Origin of the sequence: Actinophytocola sp., from assembly GCF_036002505.1 — a bacterium.
GTDB lineage: Bacteria > Actinomycetota > Actinomycetes > Mycobacteriales > Pseudonocardiaceae > DASYTH01.
In genome coordinates, this window is sequence record NZ_DASYTH010000492.1 from 1 (window position 1) to 13,953 (window position 13,953).

At 69.5% G+C, this 13,953-nt stretch carries 16 protein-coding genes; 8 read left to right on the top strand and 8 right to left on the bottom strand.

The genetic code is table 11. The annotated features are described in order from the left end of the window. On the top strand, positions 1–469 hold a 469-nt coding region (locus VGR06_RS43075), incomplete at its 5' end, for a DUF6235 family protein (RefSeq protein ID WP_327565052.1). 15 nt (positions 470–484) lie between these two features. On the opposite strand, the gene VGR06_RS43080 is transcribed toward VGR06_RS43075, so the two are convergent. Then, positions 485–1,516, bottom strand: coding sequence for a hypothetical protein (locus tag VGR06_RS43080; RefSeq protein WP_327565053.1), 1,032 nt, complete (start codon positions 1,514–1,516; stop codon positions 485–487). 73 nt (positions 1,517–1,589) lie between these two features. On the opposite strand from VGR06_RS43080, the gene VGR06_RS43085 reads away from it, so the two are divergent. Continuing rightward, positions 1,590–2,210, top strand: a complete 621-nt coding sequence (locus VGR06_RS43085; RefSeq protein ID WP_327565054.1) for a TetR/AcrR family transcriptional regulator — start codon at positions 1,590–1,592, stop codon at positions 2,208–2,210. Between the two features lie 12 nt (positions 2,211–2,222). Here the strand turns inward: VGR06_RS43085 and VGR06_RS43090 are convergent, their stop codons facing one another. Then, on the bottom strand, positions 2,223–3,107 hold the full coding sequence (locus VGR06_RS43090) for a pentapeptide repeat-containing protein (protein ID WP_327565055.1): 885 nt from the start codon (positions 3,105–3,107) through the stop codon (positions 2,223–2,225). A gap of 85 nt (positions 3,108–3,192) precedes the next feature. Here VGR06_RS43090 and VGR06_RS43095 point away from each other — a divergent pair, with 85 nt between their 5' ends. Further along, positions 3,193–4,209: an AraC family transcriptional regulator gene (locus tag VGR06_RS43095; protein ID WP_327565056.1), complete on the top strand. Its 1,017-nt coding sequence runs from the start codon at positions 3,193–3,195 to the stop codon at positions 4,207–4,209. Between the two features lie 74 nt (positions 4,210–4,283). Here the strand turns inward: VGR06_RS43095 and VGR06_RS43100 are convergent, their stop codons facing one another. Continuing rightward, positions 4,284–5,537, bottom strand: a complete 1,254-nt coding sequence (locus tag VGR06_RS43100) for a carbohydrate-binding protein (RefSeq protein ID WP_327565057.1) — start codon at positions 5,535–5,537, stop codon at positions 4,284–4,286. Positions 5,538–5,667: 130 nt separating this feature from the next. On the opposite strand from VGR06_RS43100, the gene VGR06_RS43105 reads away from it, so the two are divergent. Next, positions 5,668–6,462 carry an SDR family NAD(P)-dependent oxidoreductase gene (locus VGR06_RS43105; protein WP_327565058.1) on the top strand — a complete coding sequence of 265 codons (795 nt, stop codon included), beginning with the start codon at positions 5,668–5,670 and terminating at the stop codon, positions 6,460–6,462. Positions 6,463–6,512: 50 nt separating this feature from the next. Here the strand turns inward: VGR06_RS43105 and VGR06_RS43110 are convergent, their stop codons facing one another. From VGR06_RS43110 to VGR06_RS43120, 3 genes are read right to left on the bottom strand one after another with little or no spacing between them, the layout of a single operon-like run. Next, positions 6,513–7,187: an NADPH-dependent F420 reductase gene (locus VGR06_RS43110; protein WP_327565059.1), complete on the bottom strand. Its 675-nt coding sequence runs from the start codon at positions 7,185–7,187 to the stop codon at positions 6,513–6,515. Between the two features lie 49 nt (positions 7,188–7,236). Beyond that, positions 7,237–7,908: a response regulator transcription factor gene (locus VGR06_RS43115; RefSeq protein WP_327565060.1), complete on the bottom strand. Its 672-nt coding sequence runs from the start codon at positions 7,906–7,908 to the stop codon at positions 7,237–7,239. After that, on the bottom strand, positions 7,905–9,098 hold the full coding sequence (locus tag VGR06_RS43120) for a sensor histidine kinase (RefSeq protein WP_327565061.1): 1,194 nt from the start codon (positions 9,096–9,098) through the stop codon (positions 7,905–7,907). The genes VGR06_RS43115 and VGR06_RS43120 overlap by 4 nt, the downstream gene beginning before the upstream one ends. Before the next feature lie 164 nt (positions 9,099–9,262). On the opposite strand from VGR06_RS43120, the gene VGR06_RS43125 reads away from it, so the two are divergent. Both VGR06_RS43125 and VGR06_RS43130 read left to right on the top strand, forming a co-directional pair. Beyond that, entirely contained in the window at positions 9,263–9,670 is a 408-nt protein-coding gene (locus VGR06_RS43125; protein ID WP_327565062.1) for a DUF6220 domain-containing protein, read from the top strand. Continuing rightward, on the top strand, positions 9,667–11,568 hold the full coding sequence (locus VGR06_RS43130) for a multicopper oxidase family protein (RefSeq protein ID WP_327565063.1): 1,902 nt from the start codon (positions 9,667–9,669) through the stop codon (positions 11,566–11,568). The genes VGR06_RS43125 and VGR06_RS43130 overlap by 4 nt, the downstream gene beginning before the upstream one ends. A gap of 55 nt (positions 11,569–11,623) precedes the next feature. On the opposite strand, the gene VGR06_RS43135 is transcribed toward VGR06_RS43130, so the two are convergent. Both VGR06_RS43135 and VGR06_RS43140 read right to left on the bottom strand, forming a co-directional pair. Beyond that, entirely contained in the window at positions 11,624–12,196 is a 573-nt protein-coding gene (locus VGR06_RS43135; protein ID WP_327565064.1) for a cellulose binding domain-containing protein, read from the bottom strand. A gap of 353 nt (positions 12,197–12,549) precedes the next feature. Then, positions 12,550–12,804, bottom strand: coding sequence for a hypothetical protein (locus VGR06_RS43140; RefSeq protein ID WP_327565065.1), 255 nt, complete (start codon positions 12,802–12,804; stop codon positions 12,550–12,552). A gap of 92 nt (positions 12,805–12,896) precedes the next feature. Here VGR06_RS43140 and VGR06_RS43145 point away from each other — a divergent pair, with 92 nt between their 5' ends. Beyond that, a complete protein-coding gene (locus tag VGR06_RS43145) occupies positions 12,897–13,772 on the top strand; it encodes a helix-turn-helix transcriptional regulator (protein WP_327565066.1) in 876 nt (291 codons plus the stop codon). Then, complete coding sequence (locus tag VGR06_RS43150) at positions 13,765–13,947, top strand: DUF397 domain-containing protein (protein ID WP_327565067.1); 183 nt, start codon at positions 13,765–13,767, stop codon at positions 13,945–13,947. Before VGR06_RS43145 ends, VGR06_RS43150 begins: the two co-directional genes overlap by 8 nt. The last annotated feature ends 6 nt before the right edge of the window (positions 13,948–13,953 follow it).

Below are 13,953 nucleotides of genomic sequence, written 5' to 3' on the forward strand. Positions count from 1 at the left end.
CCCCCCCCCCACTCCGCCTGCACACCGGAGGGCCCGCGGCATCTTGCTGATTGCGCTACTCGTGCCGGAACGGGGCACAATGGAAGAAGCGCAAGGGTTGCGTGACGAAACCAACCGGCCTAATCTATTAGTAGCTTCAAAAAACCAACTACCGGAGGCGAGAATGTTGAACGGCGACAAGAACCTCAAGCTGGACAGCGGGTTGCAGCAGCTCGAGGAATGGGCCGACAACGCTCGCCAGGCCCAGAAGAACCAGGTCTACAAGGCCCTCTTCGCGGTAACCGACGGATCGGTGGGCCACCACTACGGCGTACTAGCGGACAAGGAAAACCCCAATGCCCACTTCGTACTGGTCCGGGAAGACCTGGTCCTCAAGGTCACCTACACGGACAGCACCAGCTTCGGCATCTCCTACATCGGACCGGTGGCCGGCGCACCGGGCATCAGCCTGGCCCTCCAGGCGCTCTGAGTCCTGGTCGCGCCGTCAGCCGCGGTAGTACTCGGCGAGGGCGGTGAACGCGGCCTTGGGTTCCCAGAGCAGGTCGGGATACGTGTCGCCATGGCGGTCGTCGAGGACCTTGACGATGCCCGGGCTGGCCAGGTCGAGGTCGTCGCGCGGATCCCCGTCGGGGCGATAGGCGAAACCGTCGAGGGAAAGGAGGAACACGAAGGTGCTGTCGACGCCTTCGCTGTCGAATATCTCCAGGAGTTCGCTGAGGTAGCTGGCCTGGCCGGCCTCGTCTCGGACGTATTCACCGTCCAGACGGGTCGGCCGGCCGGTTTTTTCGTCGAACTCCACGATCTCCATCGCCCGGCCGCCCCGGTCGCCCGCGCCACGGTAGGCGGCGGTGCCGAACTCGGTGATGGCGACCGGCTTTCCCCGTGCGACCAGGGTGTGCACGCCCGCACGGAACTGGCCGGCGACCTCGGCGGACCGGTAGAGGTCGACGCCGACGATGTCGAAGGGCGCCCAGTCGACCCGCTCGAGCGGGATGGCGGCGTAGGTGATCCGGCCGGCGAACCGTTCGCGGACGAGCGCCGCGGCCTTGCCGAGGAATTCGTTGACCCGTCCGGAAAGGTCGCCGATCAACGCGCGCAGCCGTTCCCGGCCGGCCGGGTCGAGGAGCCGCCGGAGCCGGGCGTGCTGGGTGTCGCCCGGCAGGAAACCCCTGATCATGATGCTCAGCTCGGCCCCGGCCACGAACACGACCTCGGCTCCCCGCCGCCGGATCCGCTCCGCCCGCTCGGCGCAGTCGGCGAACAGCGCGAGCGTCTCCTCGGCGGTCAGCTCGAGCGGGTAGGGCGAGAACCAGACCTCCAGGCCGAGGTCGGCGGCGCAACTCGCGGCCAGCTCCAACCGGTGCGGATCACCGCCGATGACGCGGACCGCGGTGCAGTGCAGGTCGTCGCGGATGATGGCCAGCTCGCGCTTGACCACGTCCGGGGCGAAGTGCTCCCGGGAGATGGCACCGTTGCGGACGAAGCCGGTGTCGTAACTGATTCCCTTGGCTCGCATGGACACAGGCTAGGCACAAAAAGTGCGTGTGCGCAAGTTTGCGTGTACGCACTCCGAGTGGGATGCTGAGACCGTGACGGCACGACGGACGGGGCTGCGCGAGCGAAAGAAGCAGGCCACCCGGGAGGCGTTGCGGGCCGCGGCCCTGCGGCTGGCCCTCGAGCACGGACCGGACAACGTGCGCGTCGACGACATCGCCGCCGCCGCCGGTGTCTCGACCAGGACCTACAACAACTACTTCGCCAGCCGCGAGCAGGCCATCGTCGCCGCCGTCACCGCCGAGCGCGAGGCGCGGGTCGCCGCCGCGGTGGCCGCCCGACCCGCCTCCGTCCGCCTCGCCGACGCCGTGGTCGAGGCGATCGTGGAGCAGTACACCGACCCCGGCGAGCAGCGCCGCGACGTGCTGCTCCTGATCACCACCCGGCCCACGCTGCGCGCGGCGTTCGTCGACACCGCCGGCACACTCGAGCACCCCCTCGCCGCCGCGATCGCCCAGCGCCTCGGCGACCCCGACCCGCACACCGCCCACGTGCTCGCCGCGAGCGTGGCCGCCGCGGTTCGGATCGCCCTCCAACGCTGGGTGCAGCCGACCTCGACCGGCGGGCTCGTCGTCCCGTCCGGCTCGCTACCCGACCTGCTCCGCACCGCGCTCGCTCCACTCACACCCGCACTCGACGCCGCCGAGAACCGGTGACCCCGATCCGGCTCAGGCGCGGCGTGCGGTGGCGCCGCGGCCGTTGACGGACACCTGGGCCTGGTTGTGGTAGATGACGTCGGCGTTGGCGCCGTTGACCACGATCCGGTGGGCGTTGTCGATCTCGACGTGGCTCTTGGCGCCGTTGACGGTGACCAGCTCGCACTGGCCGACGAGGTGGATGTCGCTCTCCAGGCCGTTGATCGCCACGTTGCCGCCGGTGCAGGCGTAGGTCCCGTCCGTGGGGCCGTTGAAGACGGCCGGTGCCGTGGGCACGTTCGCCGGTGGCTTCTGGGTCCCGGCGGGCGGCGGGGGCGGCGGTGCCGCGGTCGTGGTGGTCGTCGTGGTGGGCGCCGGGGTCGCCGGCCCGGCCGTGGCGGGCAGCGGGGTGAGATGACCGTCGCAACTCGCCCCGGTCGCGCCGTCCGGGCAGGTGGCGCCGGTCCACACCGGATTGTTCAGGTGCGCGCCGGTCAGCTTCGCGCCGCGCAGGTCGGTGTTGGTGAAATCGGGAAAGTTCAGCGTGCTGCCGTCGAACACCGCGCCGACCAGGCTGGCGCCGGTGAAGTTGACCTGGTTGAGGTTGGCCGCCTGGAACGCCGCGCCGGGGAGCTTGGCCTCCCGCAGTTTCACCTGGTTCATCGTCAGGTGGTCGAACACCGCGCAGGAAAGATCCTGCCCGGACAGGTCGGTCAGGTTCATCGGTCCGGGGCTGGTGACCTGCCGCCCGGAACCCGGCTGACAGGGCAGGCTGAGCCCGGCGGGCGCCGCCTCAGCCGGGGTGCCGGCCGGGGGCGGGGCCGCGCTCGGCGATCCCGCCGAGGAGCCGCATCCCGCCATGATGGGCGCCCATACCAGCGTCCCGATCACCACCCTGCCAACAAAGCCGCGCGTCATCACGTGTCCTTTCCCCGCACTCGATAAGGAAGGGACCAACCAATCAGCGCCGGACCGGACACCCAAGGGTCTAATCTGCCAATTCATGGACCGGTCCCGCCACGGCGCCGCCTCCCACACCGTCGTCACCGTCCACCAGGTCTTTCAGGAAGCCATACGCGCTGGGATCGGCCGCACCGAGCTCCGGGTGCTGACCGGGCTCGATCCCGACGACCTGACCGACTTCTCCCGGCGGGTGCCGGTCGAGCGGCTGTTCTCGGTGTGGGAGACGGTGATGCGCCGGTTGGACGATCCCGGCTTTCCGGTGCGCGCGGCGCGCAACGCCATCCAGGACGCCCGGAGCGCCGTCTACTACCTGGCCGCCTCCTGCCGCGACATCCGGGAGGGCATCGCCAGTTCGGTCGCGAACGTCAGCGCGTGGACCACCGCGTACACGATCACCGCCACGCCCTGGCGGGGCGGGATGAGCCTGGTGCTGGACGGCCTCGACCCGGGCCGGCTCGGCGCCCGGTGCGAGGCCGAGTTCCAGCTCGCCGACATCCTCTCCAGCATCCGCTCCGCGATCCCCGACTTCGCACCGGGCCGGGTCGCCTTCACCCACCCGGCGCCGCGCGACACCCGCACGCACCGCGAGTATTTCGGTCCAGGCCTGGAGTTCCGCGCCGCCCACACCGAGATCACCTTGCCGGACGCGGTGCTGGACCTGCCGGTGCCCACCGCCCAAGCCGGGCTGGCGGGTGTGCTCGCCGGCCACGTCGCGGGGCTCCGCGCCGCACACGACATCCCGGCCTCCTACGGGCTGCGCGTCCGGGAGTGGCTGCTCAGCCGGTTCCTCACCGGCGAGCAACCCACCGCCGCCGCGGCCGCCAAGGCCCTCACCCTCAGCGAGCGCACCCTGCACCGCCGCCTCGCCGCCGAGGGCGCCACGTTCCGCGGCGTCCGCGAATCCACCCGCCGCCAGCTCGCCGTGGACCTGGTCCGCGACAGCCCCCGGCCCTTCAAGGAGATCGCGTCCAACCTCGGCTTCGCCGACACCCGCTCCTTCCACCGCGCCTACCTACGCTGGACCGGCACCACCCCCGGCTCCGACCGGCGGACCTGAGGCTCGCCCGTGCTCCGGTGGGAAAGCAATGTGACATTCATGCGCCAGAGGGCAAGCAGTGTCACATTCACTCCCTACAAGACCATGATGCGGTCGATGTCGGGGGCCCAGCCGGTGGGGTTGCCGATGCGGAGGATGTTGGTGCCGGCGTTGAGGTTCACGGTCGTGGTCACCGAGCCGACTGTGTCCCAGCCGCCGGTGGTGGGGGTGTTGACGCTGGTTGCCGCGCCGCCGTTGGCACTGATGGTCAGCGAGCGGTTCGCGCCGGAGGCGTAGAAGATCGTGATCTGGTGCGCGCCGGCTGTGCCGGTGATGTTGTTGAACTGCAGGAAGTTCGCCGTGCCGTTGCCGATCCAGCCGACCAGCGCCCCGCCGGAGGCACCGGAGGAGCTGCGCACCGCGGCCTGGCCGCCTCGGGTGTTACCGCTGGCCTCCGCCTCGAACGAGGTCCCCTGCGCGGGCGGTCCGATTCGGGCGATCCAGTCGTCGTTGGCGTGGACGATGGTGAACGTCAGGGACGGGCAGTCGAATCGGCTCCCGGCCGGCGGGCTGGACAGCGAGGAGTTCGAGGAGCTCGCGGGCACCCAGGTGCCGTTCTGCATCACCTTCACGGCGCTGGCCTCGAGCGTCAGGCCGGCAAGGTTCTGGCAGTAGAAGCCGGCGCCGGTCGCGGGGTTCACGGTCGTGTAGATCTCGAAGAAGTCCCACGTCGAACCGGGAATGTCCTTGGTGCCACCGCTGCTGTAGAACAGGTCCCAGGCGTTTGTCTGGTAGTTGAACAGGAACACGCTCCACACGTTGCCGCTGACCGAGGTCCGGTGCTCGTCCATCGTGTACGCACGGTGGCCGTTGACGGTGGTGGTGTAGGTGTTCAGGAACGCCGCGTCCATGTTGACGATCTTGCCGATGGTGTCGCGGCCGTCGCACCAGTCCCATGCCCACAGCTTGGGTCCGGTGGGCGTGTAGGCCGTGGTCATCTCGGTGCAGGCGCCACCCGGCGGCAGCGCGGTCGGCGCGTAGACGAAGTCCCCTCCGGTGGTCGTGATGTTGAGGACCGTGTGGGTGGCCTGCAGTCCCGTGGATGCGTTGTCGTTGAAGAAGATTCCCCAGGCCGTGTGCAGATCGGCCTCGGCGCGGGCGACCCGGGCCGGGGTGAGCTCCTTGAACCGCACGGCCGCCTCACCGGCCGCCTCCTGCGCCGCCGCACCGGTGAGTCCTGGTACGACACCACCGACCGGGGCACTCTGTTCCGGGGCGGCGCCCGCGATGTCCACAGAGGACAATCCGACGGCCGCGGCGAGCAACATGCTGGCAAGCAGGGGTGCCATTGCTGGTCCACTTCCTTTCCCTGGCCAGTCTGGGAGCGCTCCCAGATCGGCAGGGTAAGATTCTCGGGACGAATTGTCGAACACGGTTCGGTATCTCGAACAGAGATCATCGTAGCTCTACGCTGGCGCGGTGAGCCTCTCGTTGCGCCGGCACGGTCCGTGGGCGGTCGTCGTCGGTGCGGCACAGGGCATCGGCGCCGAGTTCTGCCGCCAGCTGGCCGCGTACGGCATCAACCTGGTCATGGTTGCTCTGGAGGACGCCGAACTTCGCAGCCTGGCCCGGGATCTGGAGCGGGAGCACGGCGTCGCGACCCGGACGGTGCCCGGTGACATCACCGAGCCGGTGGTCCTCGCCCGCCTGGATGAGACGACCGCGGCGCTCGAGGTCGGCCTGCTGGTCTACAACGCCGGTCTCGCCGTCCTGGCCGAGTGGCTGGCCACCCCGGTCGAGCGCCACCTGGCCATGATCGAGGTCAACGTCCGGGGACCGCTGCGGCTGATCGGCCGGTTCGCACCGGCCATGGCGGCGCGCGGGCGCGGGGGAGTGATCCTGCTCAGCTCGATGTCCGGCCTGCAGGGCACACCCCTGCTCGCCACCTATGCCGCCACCAAGGCGTTCACCCTCAACCTGGCCGAGTCACTGTGGGCGGAGTGGCGTCCCCGCGGCGTGGACGTGACCGCCGTGGTCGCCGGGTCGACCGACACCCCGGGCTACCGCGCCAGCGCCCCGCGCACGACCCGCGCCCCGATGCCGGTCCGTCCCGTCGTCGCCGCCGCGCTCCGCGCCCTCGGCCGCCGCCCGTGGGTGATCCCGGGCCGGGCCAACAAGATCTCCGGCGTCGTGCTCGCCCTGCTCCCGCGCCGCCTCGTGATCGGCTTCATGAGCCGCACCATGCACGCCATGTACTTTCCTTCGAGGGAGTGAACGTGACGTTCCTTGCCCTCTACGGCATGAACGTGATGTTGCTTTCCCAGTTAGGTGGATCGTTGAGCCGCCGCCACGGCGGCGCGAATCGTCTCGGCGCTCGCCGGCGTTCCGTCCGGATTGTCAAAGGCACCGAAGGGCGCTCCGTAGGCAGGCTCGTCCGGTTGCACCCGCCAGCTCTCGGCCAGCGGGCCGACCTCCACCGTGTCGTACCCGGTCGCGTCCAGGAACTCCGTCACCGCCCGGTTGGCCGCCGGGTCGTCCCCCGCGATGGTCAGCGCGGTCCGGTCCGCGGCGCCCGCCGGCCGGGCAAGGGCCGCAAGATGGCGGAAATAGATGTTGTTGAACACCTTCACCAGCCGCGCACCACCCAGATGCCGCTGCTCGTACTCGGCACTGGTGAGCGAACCGTCGTCGATCTCGGCGACGTGCCCGTCGCGCTGCGGGTAGTAGTTGTTCGTGTCCAGCACCACCTTGCCCGCCAGCTCGCTGACCGGCAGGTCCCGGTGCGCCTTGAACGGCACGCTCACCACGACCAGGTCCCCGGCCGCCGCGGCCTCCGCCGCCGTGGCCGCCCGCGCCCGCGAACCCAGCTCGCCGGCCAGACCGGCCAACGTCTCCGGCCCCCGCGAGTTGCTCAGCACCACCTCGTACCCGGCGGCAACCGCCAGCCGCGCCACCGTCGCGCCGATATTGCCGCTCCCGATGAAACCCACAGTCGTCATGCCCGCTGCAACCATCCCCCCGCCGCCCACATTCCAGGAGGCCACGCGGTCACGCGTCCGGGCTGACCAGTCCCGTCTGGTAGGCGATGACCACCAGTTGGGCGCGGTCACGCGCACCCAGCTTCGCCATCGCGTGGCTGACGTGGGTGCGCGCGGTGGCCGGGCTGAGGAACAGTTCGGCGCCGATCTCGGCGTTGCTCAGGCCCCGCCCCACCAGGGTCAGCACCTCCCGCTCGCGCTCGGTGAGCACCGCGAGCCGGTCCGCCGCGGCGTTGGCCGCCGTTCGCCGCGCGGTGAACTGGCTGATGAGACGCCTGGTGATGCGCGGCGCGAGCAGGGCTTCGCCGGCGGCGACCACCCGGATGGCATGCAGGAGCTCGGCCGGTCCGGCGTCCTTGAGCAGAAAGCCGCTGGCACCGGCTTGCAGTGCTTCGAAGACGTAGGCGTCGGTGTCGTAGGTGGTGAGGATGAGAATCCGGACGCGTTCCAGCCCGCGCATCCCGGTGATCCGGGTCGTGGCCTGGATTCCGTCCAGCTTCGGCATGCGGATGTCCATCAGGACGACGTCGGGGCGCGCGGCGCGGGCACGCTCGACGGCTTCGGCACCGTTGGTCGCTTCGCCGACCACGGCGATGTCGTCTTCGGTGTCGAGCAGCAGTTTGAACCCGGATCGCACGAGCCCCTCGTCGTCGGCGAGCAGCACCTTGATCGGCGCGTTCATCGGGGCGACCCGGTCGGTGCGAGCGGCAGCCGTGCCGTGACTTCGAAACCGCCGCCCGGAACCGGCCCGGCGTCGAGTTCTCCGCCCAGCAGTTGACACCGCTCGCGCATGCCGAGGATCCCGCGGCCGGGTAGGGCTCCGGTGCCGTTGCCGGTGCCGTTGCCCGCGTCGGTCACCCGGATCTCCAGGGCGTCGACACCGGGGCTGACCGCGACCGTCACCCGGGTCGGGCCGACGTGCCGGATCACGTTGGTGATCGACTCCTGCAGGATCCGGTAGGCGGCACTGCCCACCGCGCTCGGCAGCGGCGTCGCGGGCGAGGTCGCTTCGAGCGTGACGTCCAGTCCGGCGTCGCGGGCCTTGGCGGTGAGCTCGTCGATCTGGTCCAGGCCGGGGTGCGGCCCGCGGCCGTCGCTGTCGTCCCGGAGCACGCCGAGGATGGCGCGCATCTCCCGCAGCGCCCGGGAACTGGTCTGCTCGATGGCCCGCAGCGCCTCGCGGGCCCGGTCCGGTCTCTTGTCGAGCACGTGGGCGGTGACCCCGGACTGGACGTTGATGATCGCGATGGCGTGCGCGACCGTGTCGTGGACCTCGCGGGCGATCCGGAGCCGTTCGGCGTCGACCCGGGCCCGCGCCTCCTCCTCGCGCGTCCGTTCCGCCAGCTCGGCACGCGCCACGGCCTCGGCCGCGATGACCCGTCTGGACCGGACGGACTCGCCGAGTGCGGCGCTCATGACCGACGCGCCGATCCGGAAGAACACCCAGCCGATGGCGGCGCGCGGCTCGATGTCGGCCGCGGCGGCCAGCCAGACGGCGGTGAGCACCGTGACCCCAACGCCGGCGATCACCAGCGACCGGCGTCCGTCACCGTAGGCGGCGAGCGTGTACAGCGCGACGAAGAGCCCGAGCCAGCCGGGCCCGTCCGGGAAGCCGGCGCCGTAGTACACACCGCTGGCGAGCGCGGTGGTGACGAACACGGGCACCGGCCAGGTGCGACGCGCGGCAACGGCCACGCCGCTCACGATCAGCAGGACGTATCCCAGGTATCCGAGGTCGGTGAGGGACTTCGGCGCGACCTCGCCGGCATTGCGGACGACGGTGCCCTGAACCTGCATCACGGTGACGAAGAGCGCGAGCAGCGAATCCTGCGCCAGGGCGGGCAGGCGCAACGACGCCGCGCGGTGTCCCATGCCGTGATCGTACGGTTCGCACGCGGGTAAACCCTCCGCCCAGGCGCGCGGCCGGCTACGACGACGGGCGTAGTCGGACACGACATCATCCGCGCCCGATTGCGTAGCCGCCGCCATCCGCTGCCGGAGGCCGAGACCGCCCCGGCGACGCGACGATCGTCGCCATGCGCAAAGCCTTCACCGGTCTGGTGACCCTGCTGCTGCTGGTCCTCATCGGACAGTTCTTCCTGGCCGCGAGTGGTGCGTTCGACGACACGGCACCCAACGACGAGTCCTTCCAGCCGCACCGGGCGCTGGGGTACGGGATCATCCTGCTCGCGGTCGTGGTGACGATCGTCGCCGCGGTGGCCCGGATGCCGGGACGACTCATCGGGATGACCGGCCTGGTCGCCGGGCTGGCGTTGATCCAGAGCGTGATCCGGGTTCTCGCCGACGCTTTCGGCGACGCCGGCCAGATCGTCTTCGGCCTGCACGCGGTCAACGGTCTGGTCATGGTGGCGGTGCTCGGCAGGATCGTCCGGCAGGCGCGAGGACTGTCGAGGCCCGCCGCACCCGCTCAACCGGTGTCATGACCACGGGGCAATTGATCATCGTGGACCATGCCGTCGCGCTGCTGAGCATCGCCACGTGGTTCGCGGCCGGTGTGACCCTGGCGCTGCGGCGCACCCGGCTGGCGCTTGCCCTCCTCGTGGTGGCCGTGCTGGTGACGCTGACCCGGGTGGCCTCGGTGGTGGTGCTGGCCGGTCGCGGCTGGTGGTTCGTGCAGGAGAAGGTGCTGCTGGGGCTGCCGATGCTGGGAGCCGCCGGGCTGACCGCGGTGCTCGTCGCCGGCCCGCGCCTGCTCGCGGCACGGCGGTCGTCCGGCGAAGATCAGCCGGCAGGCGGCATCGTCATCGTCTCGCTGCTCACCGCGGCCTACGCGGCGCTGGCCGGTCTCGGGGTGACGTTCCTGGCCGGGTACCCGCTGAGGCTGAGCACGGCGCTGATCGCGGTCTCGCTGGTGGGCGCCGGCGCGCTGCTGACCGCGCGGGTGCTCGCGCCGCCGGTCGGGAACCCGGACAGTCCTCTTGGGATCTCGCGCCGCCGCTTCATCGGTCTGGCCGGTGGTGCGGTCGTGGTGAGTACCGCCGGTACCGGCGTCGGGCTGTCGTTCCTCCCCGCCGAACCGGTGACCATGGGCGGCGGCCCCGGACGATCGGTGGCCGATCTGCGGGGTGCCGGCGCACCGGCACCGGGCGGCACCGTGCGGCGGCACGTGCTCGCCGCGAAGAAGGCCACCGTACGGCTCCCGTCCGGGCGGGACGTCGACGCGTGGGCCTTCAACGGCGAGGTACCGGGTCCGGCGATCACCGCAATCCAGGGCGACCTGATCGAGGTGAAGCTGCGCAACACCGACATCGACGACGGCGTGACGCTGCACTGGCACGGCTACGACGTGCCGTGCGGTGAGGACGGTGCGCCGGGCGTGACCCAGGACGTCGTGGCACCCGGTCAGGAATTCGGCTACCGGTTCCGCGCCGACCAGGTGGGAACCTACTGGTATCACACCCACCACGCGTCCCACGTCGGCGTCTACAAAGGACTGTACGGAACCCTCGTCGTGACCCCGCGCGACGCCGCGGAACAGGTGGATCTGACTCTGCCGGTGCACACGTTCGACGGCACCGTGGTGATCGCCGGCAGCGACGAGCACACCGTGGCGGCTGGCACTCGGGTGCGGCTGCGGCTGATCAACACCGATTCGGATCCGCACCGGTTCGCGCTGGCCGGCGCGCCGTTCCGGGTGGCGGCCGTCGACGGCCGGGATCTCCACCAGCCGGGCGAGGTCAGCGGCGTCGGGCTCCGCCTGCCGGCCGGCGGGCGGTACGACCTGGTGTTCGCCATGCCGGACAGGTCCGTGGCGCTGATGCTCGACAATGCCCGCGGACTGTGGCTGCGCTCCGGGGGCGAGCCACCCGACCAGGACATCGCCAGCTGGCCGGAGCTCGATCTACTGCGGTACGGAACCCCGGCCGCGGCGCCGTTCGACGCCGACGCCGCCGATCGGCACTTCACCATGGTCCTGGACCGCGGGGTGGCCATGGTGGACGGTTCGCCGGCGTTCGCCCAGACCGTCAACGGCCGTGGCCACCCGTCGATCCCCGACCAGCTCGTCGCGGAGGGCGAGACCGTCCGGTTCACCGTGGTCAACCGAAGCCTGGAGACGCACCCCTGGCATCTGCACGGCCATTCCGTGCTGATCCTGTCCAGGGACGGGACGCCGTCATCCGGCAGTCCACTGTGGATGGACACATTCGACGTCCGGCCGGGAGAGGTATGGGAGGTCGCATTTCGCGCTGCGAATCCCGGAATCTGGATGAACCACTGCCACAACCTGCCCCATGCACACCAGGGAATGATGCTGCGGCTCCGCTACGAGGGTGTCACCACGCAATTCCACGGCTCACACCCGGGGCCGGGGATGCCCTGAAGGGTCCCTTGGGGACGCTCAACGACTCCGAGGGACCCTTCGTGGCATCAACCGCTCACTGTGTCGGCTCGACACCCCAGATCAGGGCTCCGTTGAGGTACAAGGTGACCGTTTGCGTGTCCTTGTACACGAAGCTCTCGTCCGAGATGAACGAGTAGCTGTCGGTCGTGATGAACTCCGACCAGTTGACGTGATGGATCCGCGTCTGGATCTCTCCGCTGTTCTGGCCGGGAGCCAGCGATCCGGCCGCGGCCGTGAAGCCGAGCTCGAGGTACGTGTTCGCCTTCGTCACCGGCGTAGGCAGGACCACGAACTTGGACGTGATGTTGCCGCAGCTCACCTGGGCCCAGTCACACTCGAAAACCAGCGGGTCCGCGGGAGTCCCGTTGGTGAACCAGTACCGCATCGTCAGGGTGCTCAGCGGAATGGTGGTCGTGCCGGTGTTGATGTTCTGGTAAAGCGCGTACAACGTGTTGTCGGGATTCTCGTTGTCATGCGACCGGTCCTGAACCTTCACTCCGGCAGCGTCTACCGCGGCCGTCACGGCACCGCTCTGTGCGGCCGGAACAACCCCAAAAACAAAAAACGCCACGAGCAAGCCGATACTCAAGCGTCGTGCCAACATCATGTCAACTCCTTGTGGGGGTTGGATAATGTTGAGGCCACCAGCGAAGCCGCATCGCGCCCTTTCGTCCGGCACCGCCGCAGCGACGCCATCCGATCCGACACCACGTGGGCCCCTCGTTCTCCTGTGGACATCTACACGTCGCCCGCCCAGCGCGCCCTCCGGCGGGATCTTCTGGGAGCGCTCCCAGCCCTCACTGTAACCACACGGCAACACAGAGAGAAAGAGCGAATCCGCCGATTGTCCGCGCAGTTACGCCAAACGGCTCATTCCATGGGATGCCATCATGACCCAGCCAGCCACGGCCGAAACCGCCACGCCAAACTCCGGTCGCCCCACCACTTCTGACACACGCCTCAGGGGCGCTCGGCCTGCGGTCCGTGACGGTCGGGCGGCGGGTTGGACAGCTCGCGCTTCGCGGCGGTGGCCAGTTGCAGGAGTTGGTCCAGGTTGTCGTGGCCGATGTTGATGACCCACTCGTCGTTGCTGCCGAAGTACAACGCGACGGCCTCGTTGCGATGGTCCACTTCGTACCGCATGGCGACGTCCGGTTTCATCTCGATCCACGTCATCTGGTAGACACCCGGCTGCGTGTACAGGTTGATGCTCATGATTCTCCGATCACTCGTGCTGTACGGGTAATGTAGCCGTACAGCACGAGTTGAGGCGAGGCGCGAACGAGTGAATGTCGGAGGAGTCGCGGATGGCCCATGCTCGCCAGACGTTCGAACGGCGACAGCTGGGGCTCACCCTGCGACGCCTCCGGGAGCAGGCCGGTAGGTCGCAGCAGGCGGCCGGCGACGTCGTGGGCAAGGCTCGCACCAGGATCGTGGAGCTGGAGGACGGCAGGACCAGGCTCAACCCGGACGAGCTGTTGAGGTTGCTCGACTTCTACGGGGTCGCCGGTGAGGAACGGCAGACCGTGCTGGATCTCGGCGCACTTGCACGGGAGCGCCAGAAGAAGCGGGCCCACACCGACCTGCTGCCCGGTTCCTTCCAACGGTTCGCCGACCTGGAGGCGAGCGCGACGGAGATCAACTGCTACGAGTTCGGGATCGTCCCCGGGCTGCTGCAGTCACTGGGCTACGTTCGGGCAAGCATCGACGACGGCGATGGAATCTGGTGGGAGTCCTCGCATGCGTCGCAGGAGCAGCGAATTCGCTTCCGGCTCGAACGGCAGGCGAAGACGCTGGAGGCGCCCGAACCCAAGACCTTGCGGTTCGTGATCACCGAGGACGCCCTGCGCGGGGCCGTCGGGAGTCCGGAGGTCATGCGCGAGCAACGCCGGCATATCCTTGGCCTACTGGCAAACAACCCGAATCTGGTCGTGCAGGTCCTGCGCAGTGAGACCTACGGCAACCCGGCGCGAGGCAGCGGATTGACCGTTCTTCTCTTCGGAGGCAAGGGGTCGCCGATCGGGTTCTCAACGGTGGTCTATGGACCATCGACCTACTTCGATCAGGAACCCGACACGGCGGCGCTGCTTCGCGGATTCCAACGGATCCAAGGGCTGGCGCTCAACCCGAGGGAGTCGGCGCGGCTGATCCGCCAGATCGACAAGGAGACTGACCATGCGTGACACCGGATGGTTCAAGAGCAGCCGGAGCACCTCAGGCAGCGACAACTGCGTCCAAGTGCGGATCACCGACACCGCAACGGGTGTGCGGGATTCCAAGAACCCGGGCGGCGGCCAGTTGACCTTCGGCCGGGCCGCGTTCGGTGCGCTGCTGGCCGCGGTCGGCGAAGGGCGCTGAGCGGCC

Excerpts from the sequence above, each read along its gene's own strand:
- VGR06_RS43080 (WP_327565053.1), bottom strand. The coding sequence starts at position 1,516 with ATGCGAGCCAAGGGAATCAGTTACGACACCGGCTTCGTCCGCAACGGT.
- VGR06_RS43090 (WP_327565055.1), bottom strand. The coding sequence starts at position 3,107 with ATGACGCGCGGCTTTGTTGGCAGGGTGGTGATCGGGACGCTGGTATGG.
- VGR06_RS43095 (WP_327565056.1), top strand. The coding sequence starts at position 3,193 with ATGGACCGGTCCCGCCACGGCGCCGCCTCCCACACCGTCGTCACCGTC.
- VGR06_RS43100 (WP_327565057.1), bottom strand. The coding sequence starts at position 5,537 with ATGGCACCCCTGCTTGCCAGCATGTTGCTCGCCGCGGCCGTCGGATTG.
- VGR06_RS43110 (WP_327565059.1), bottom strand. The coding sequence starts at position 7,187 with ATGACGACTGTGGGTTTCATCGGGAGCGGCAATATCGGCGCGACGGTG.
- VGR06_RS43115 (WP_327565060.1), bottom strand. The coding sequence starts at position 7,908 with ATGAACGCGCCGATCAAGGTGCTGCTCGCCGACGACGAGGGGCTCGTG.
- VGR06_RS43120 (WP_327565061.1), bottom strand. The coding sequence starts at position 9,098 with ATGGGACACCGCGCGGCGTCGTTGCGCCTGCCCGCCCTGGCGCAGGAT.
- VGR06_RS43125 (WP_327565062.1), top strand. The coding sequence starts at position 9,263 with ATGCGCAAAGCCTTCACCGGTCTGGTGACCCTGCTGCTGCTGGTCCTC.
- VGR06_RS43130 (WP_327565063.1), top strand. The coding sequence starts at position 9,667 with ATGACCACGGGGCAATTGATCATCGTGGACCATGCCGTCGCGCTGCTG.
- VGR06_RS43135 (WP_327565064.1), bottom strand. The coding sequence starts at position 12,196 with ATGATGTTGGCACGACGCTTGAGTATCGGCTTGCTCGTGGCGTTTTTT.
- VGR06_RS43140 (WP_327565065.1), bottom strand. The coding sequence starts at position 12,804 with ATGAGCATCAACCTGTACACGCAGCCGGGTGTCTACCAGATGACGTGG.
- VGR06_RS43145 (WP_327565066.1), top strand. The coding sequence starts at position 12,897 with ATGGCCCATGCTCGCCAGACGTTCGAACGGCGACAGCTGGGGCTCACC.
- VGR06_RS43150 (WP_327565067.1), top strand. The coding sequence starts at position 13,765 with ATGCGTGACACCGGATGGTTCAAGAGCAGCCGGAGCACCTCAGGCAGC.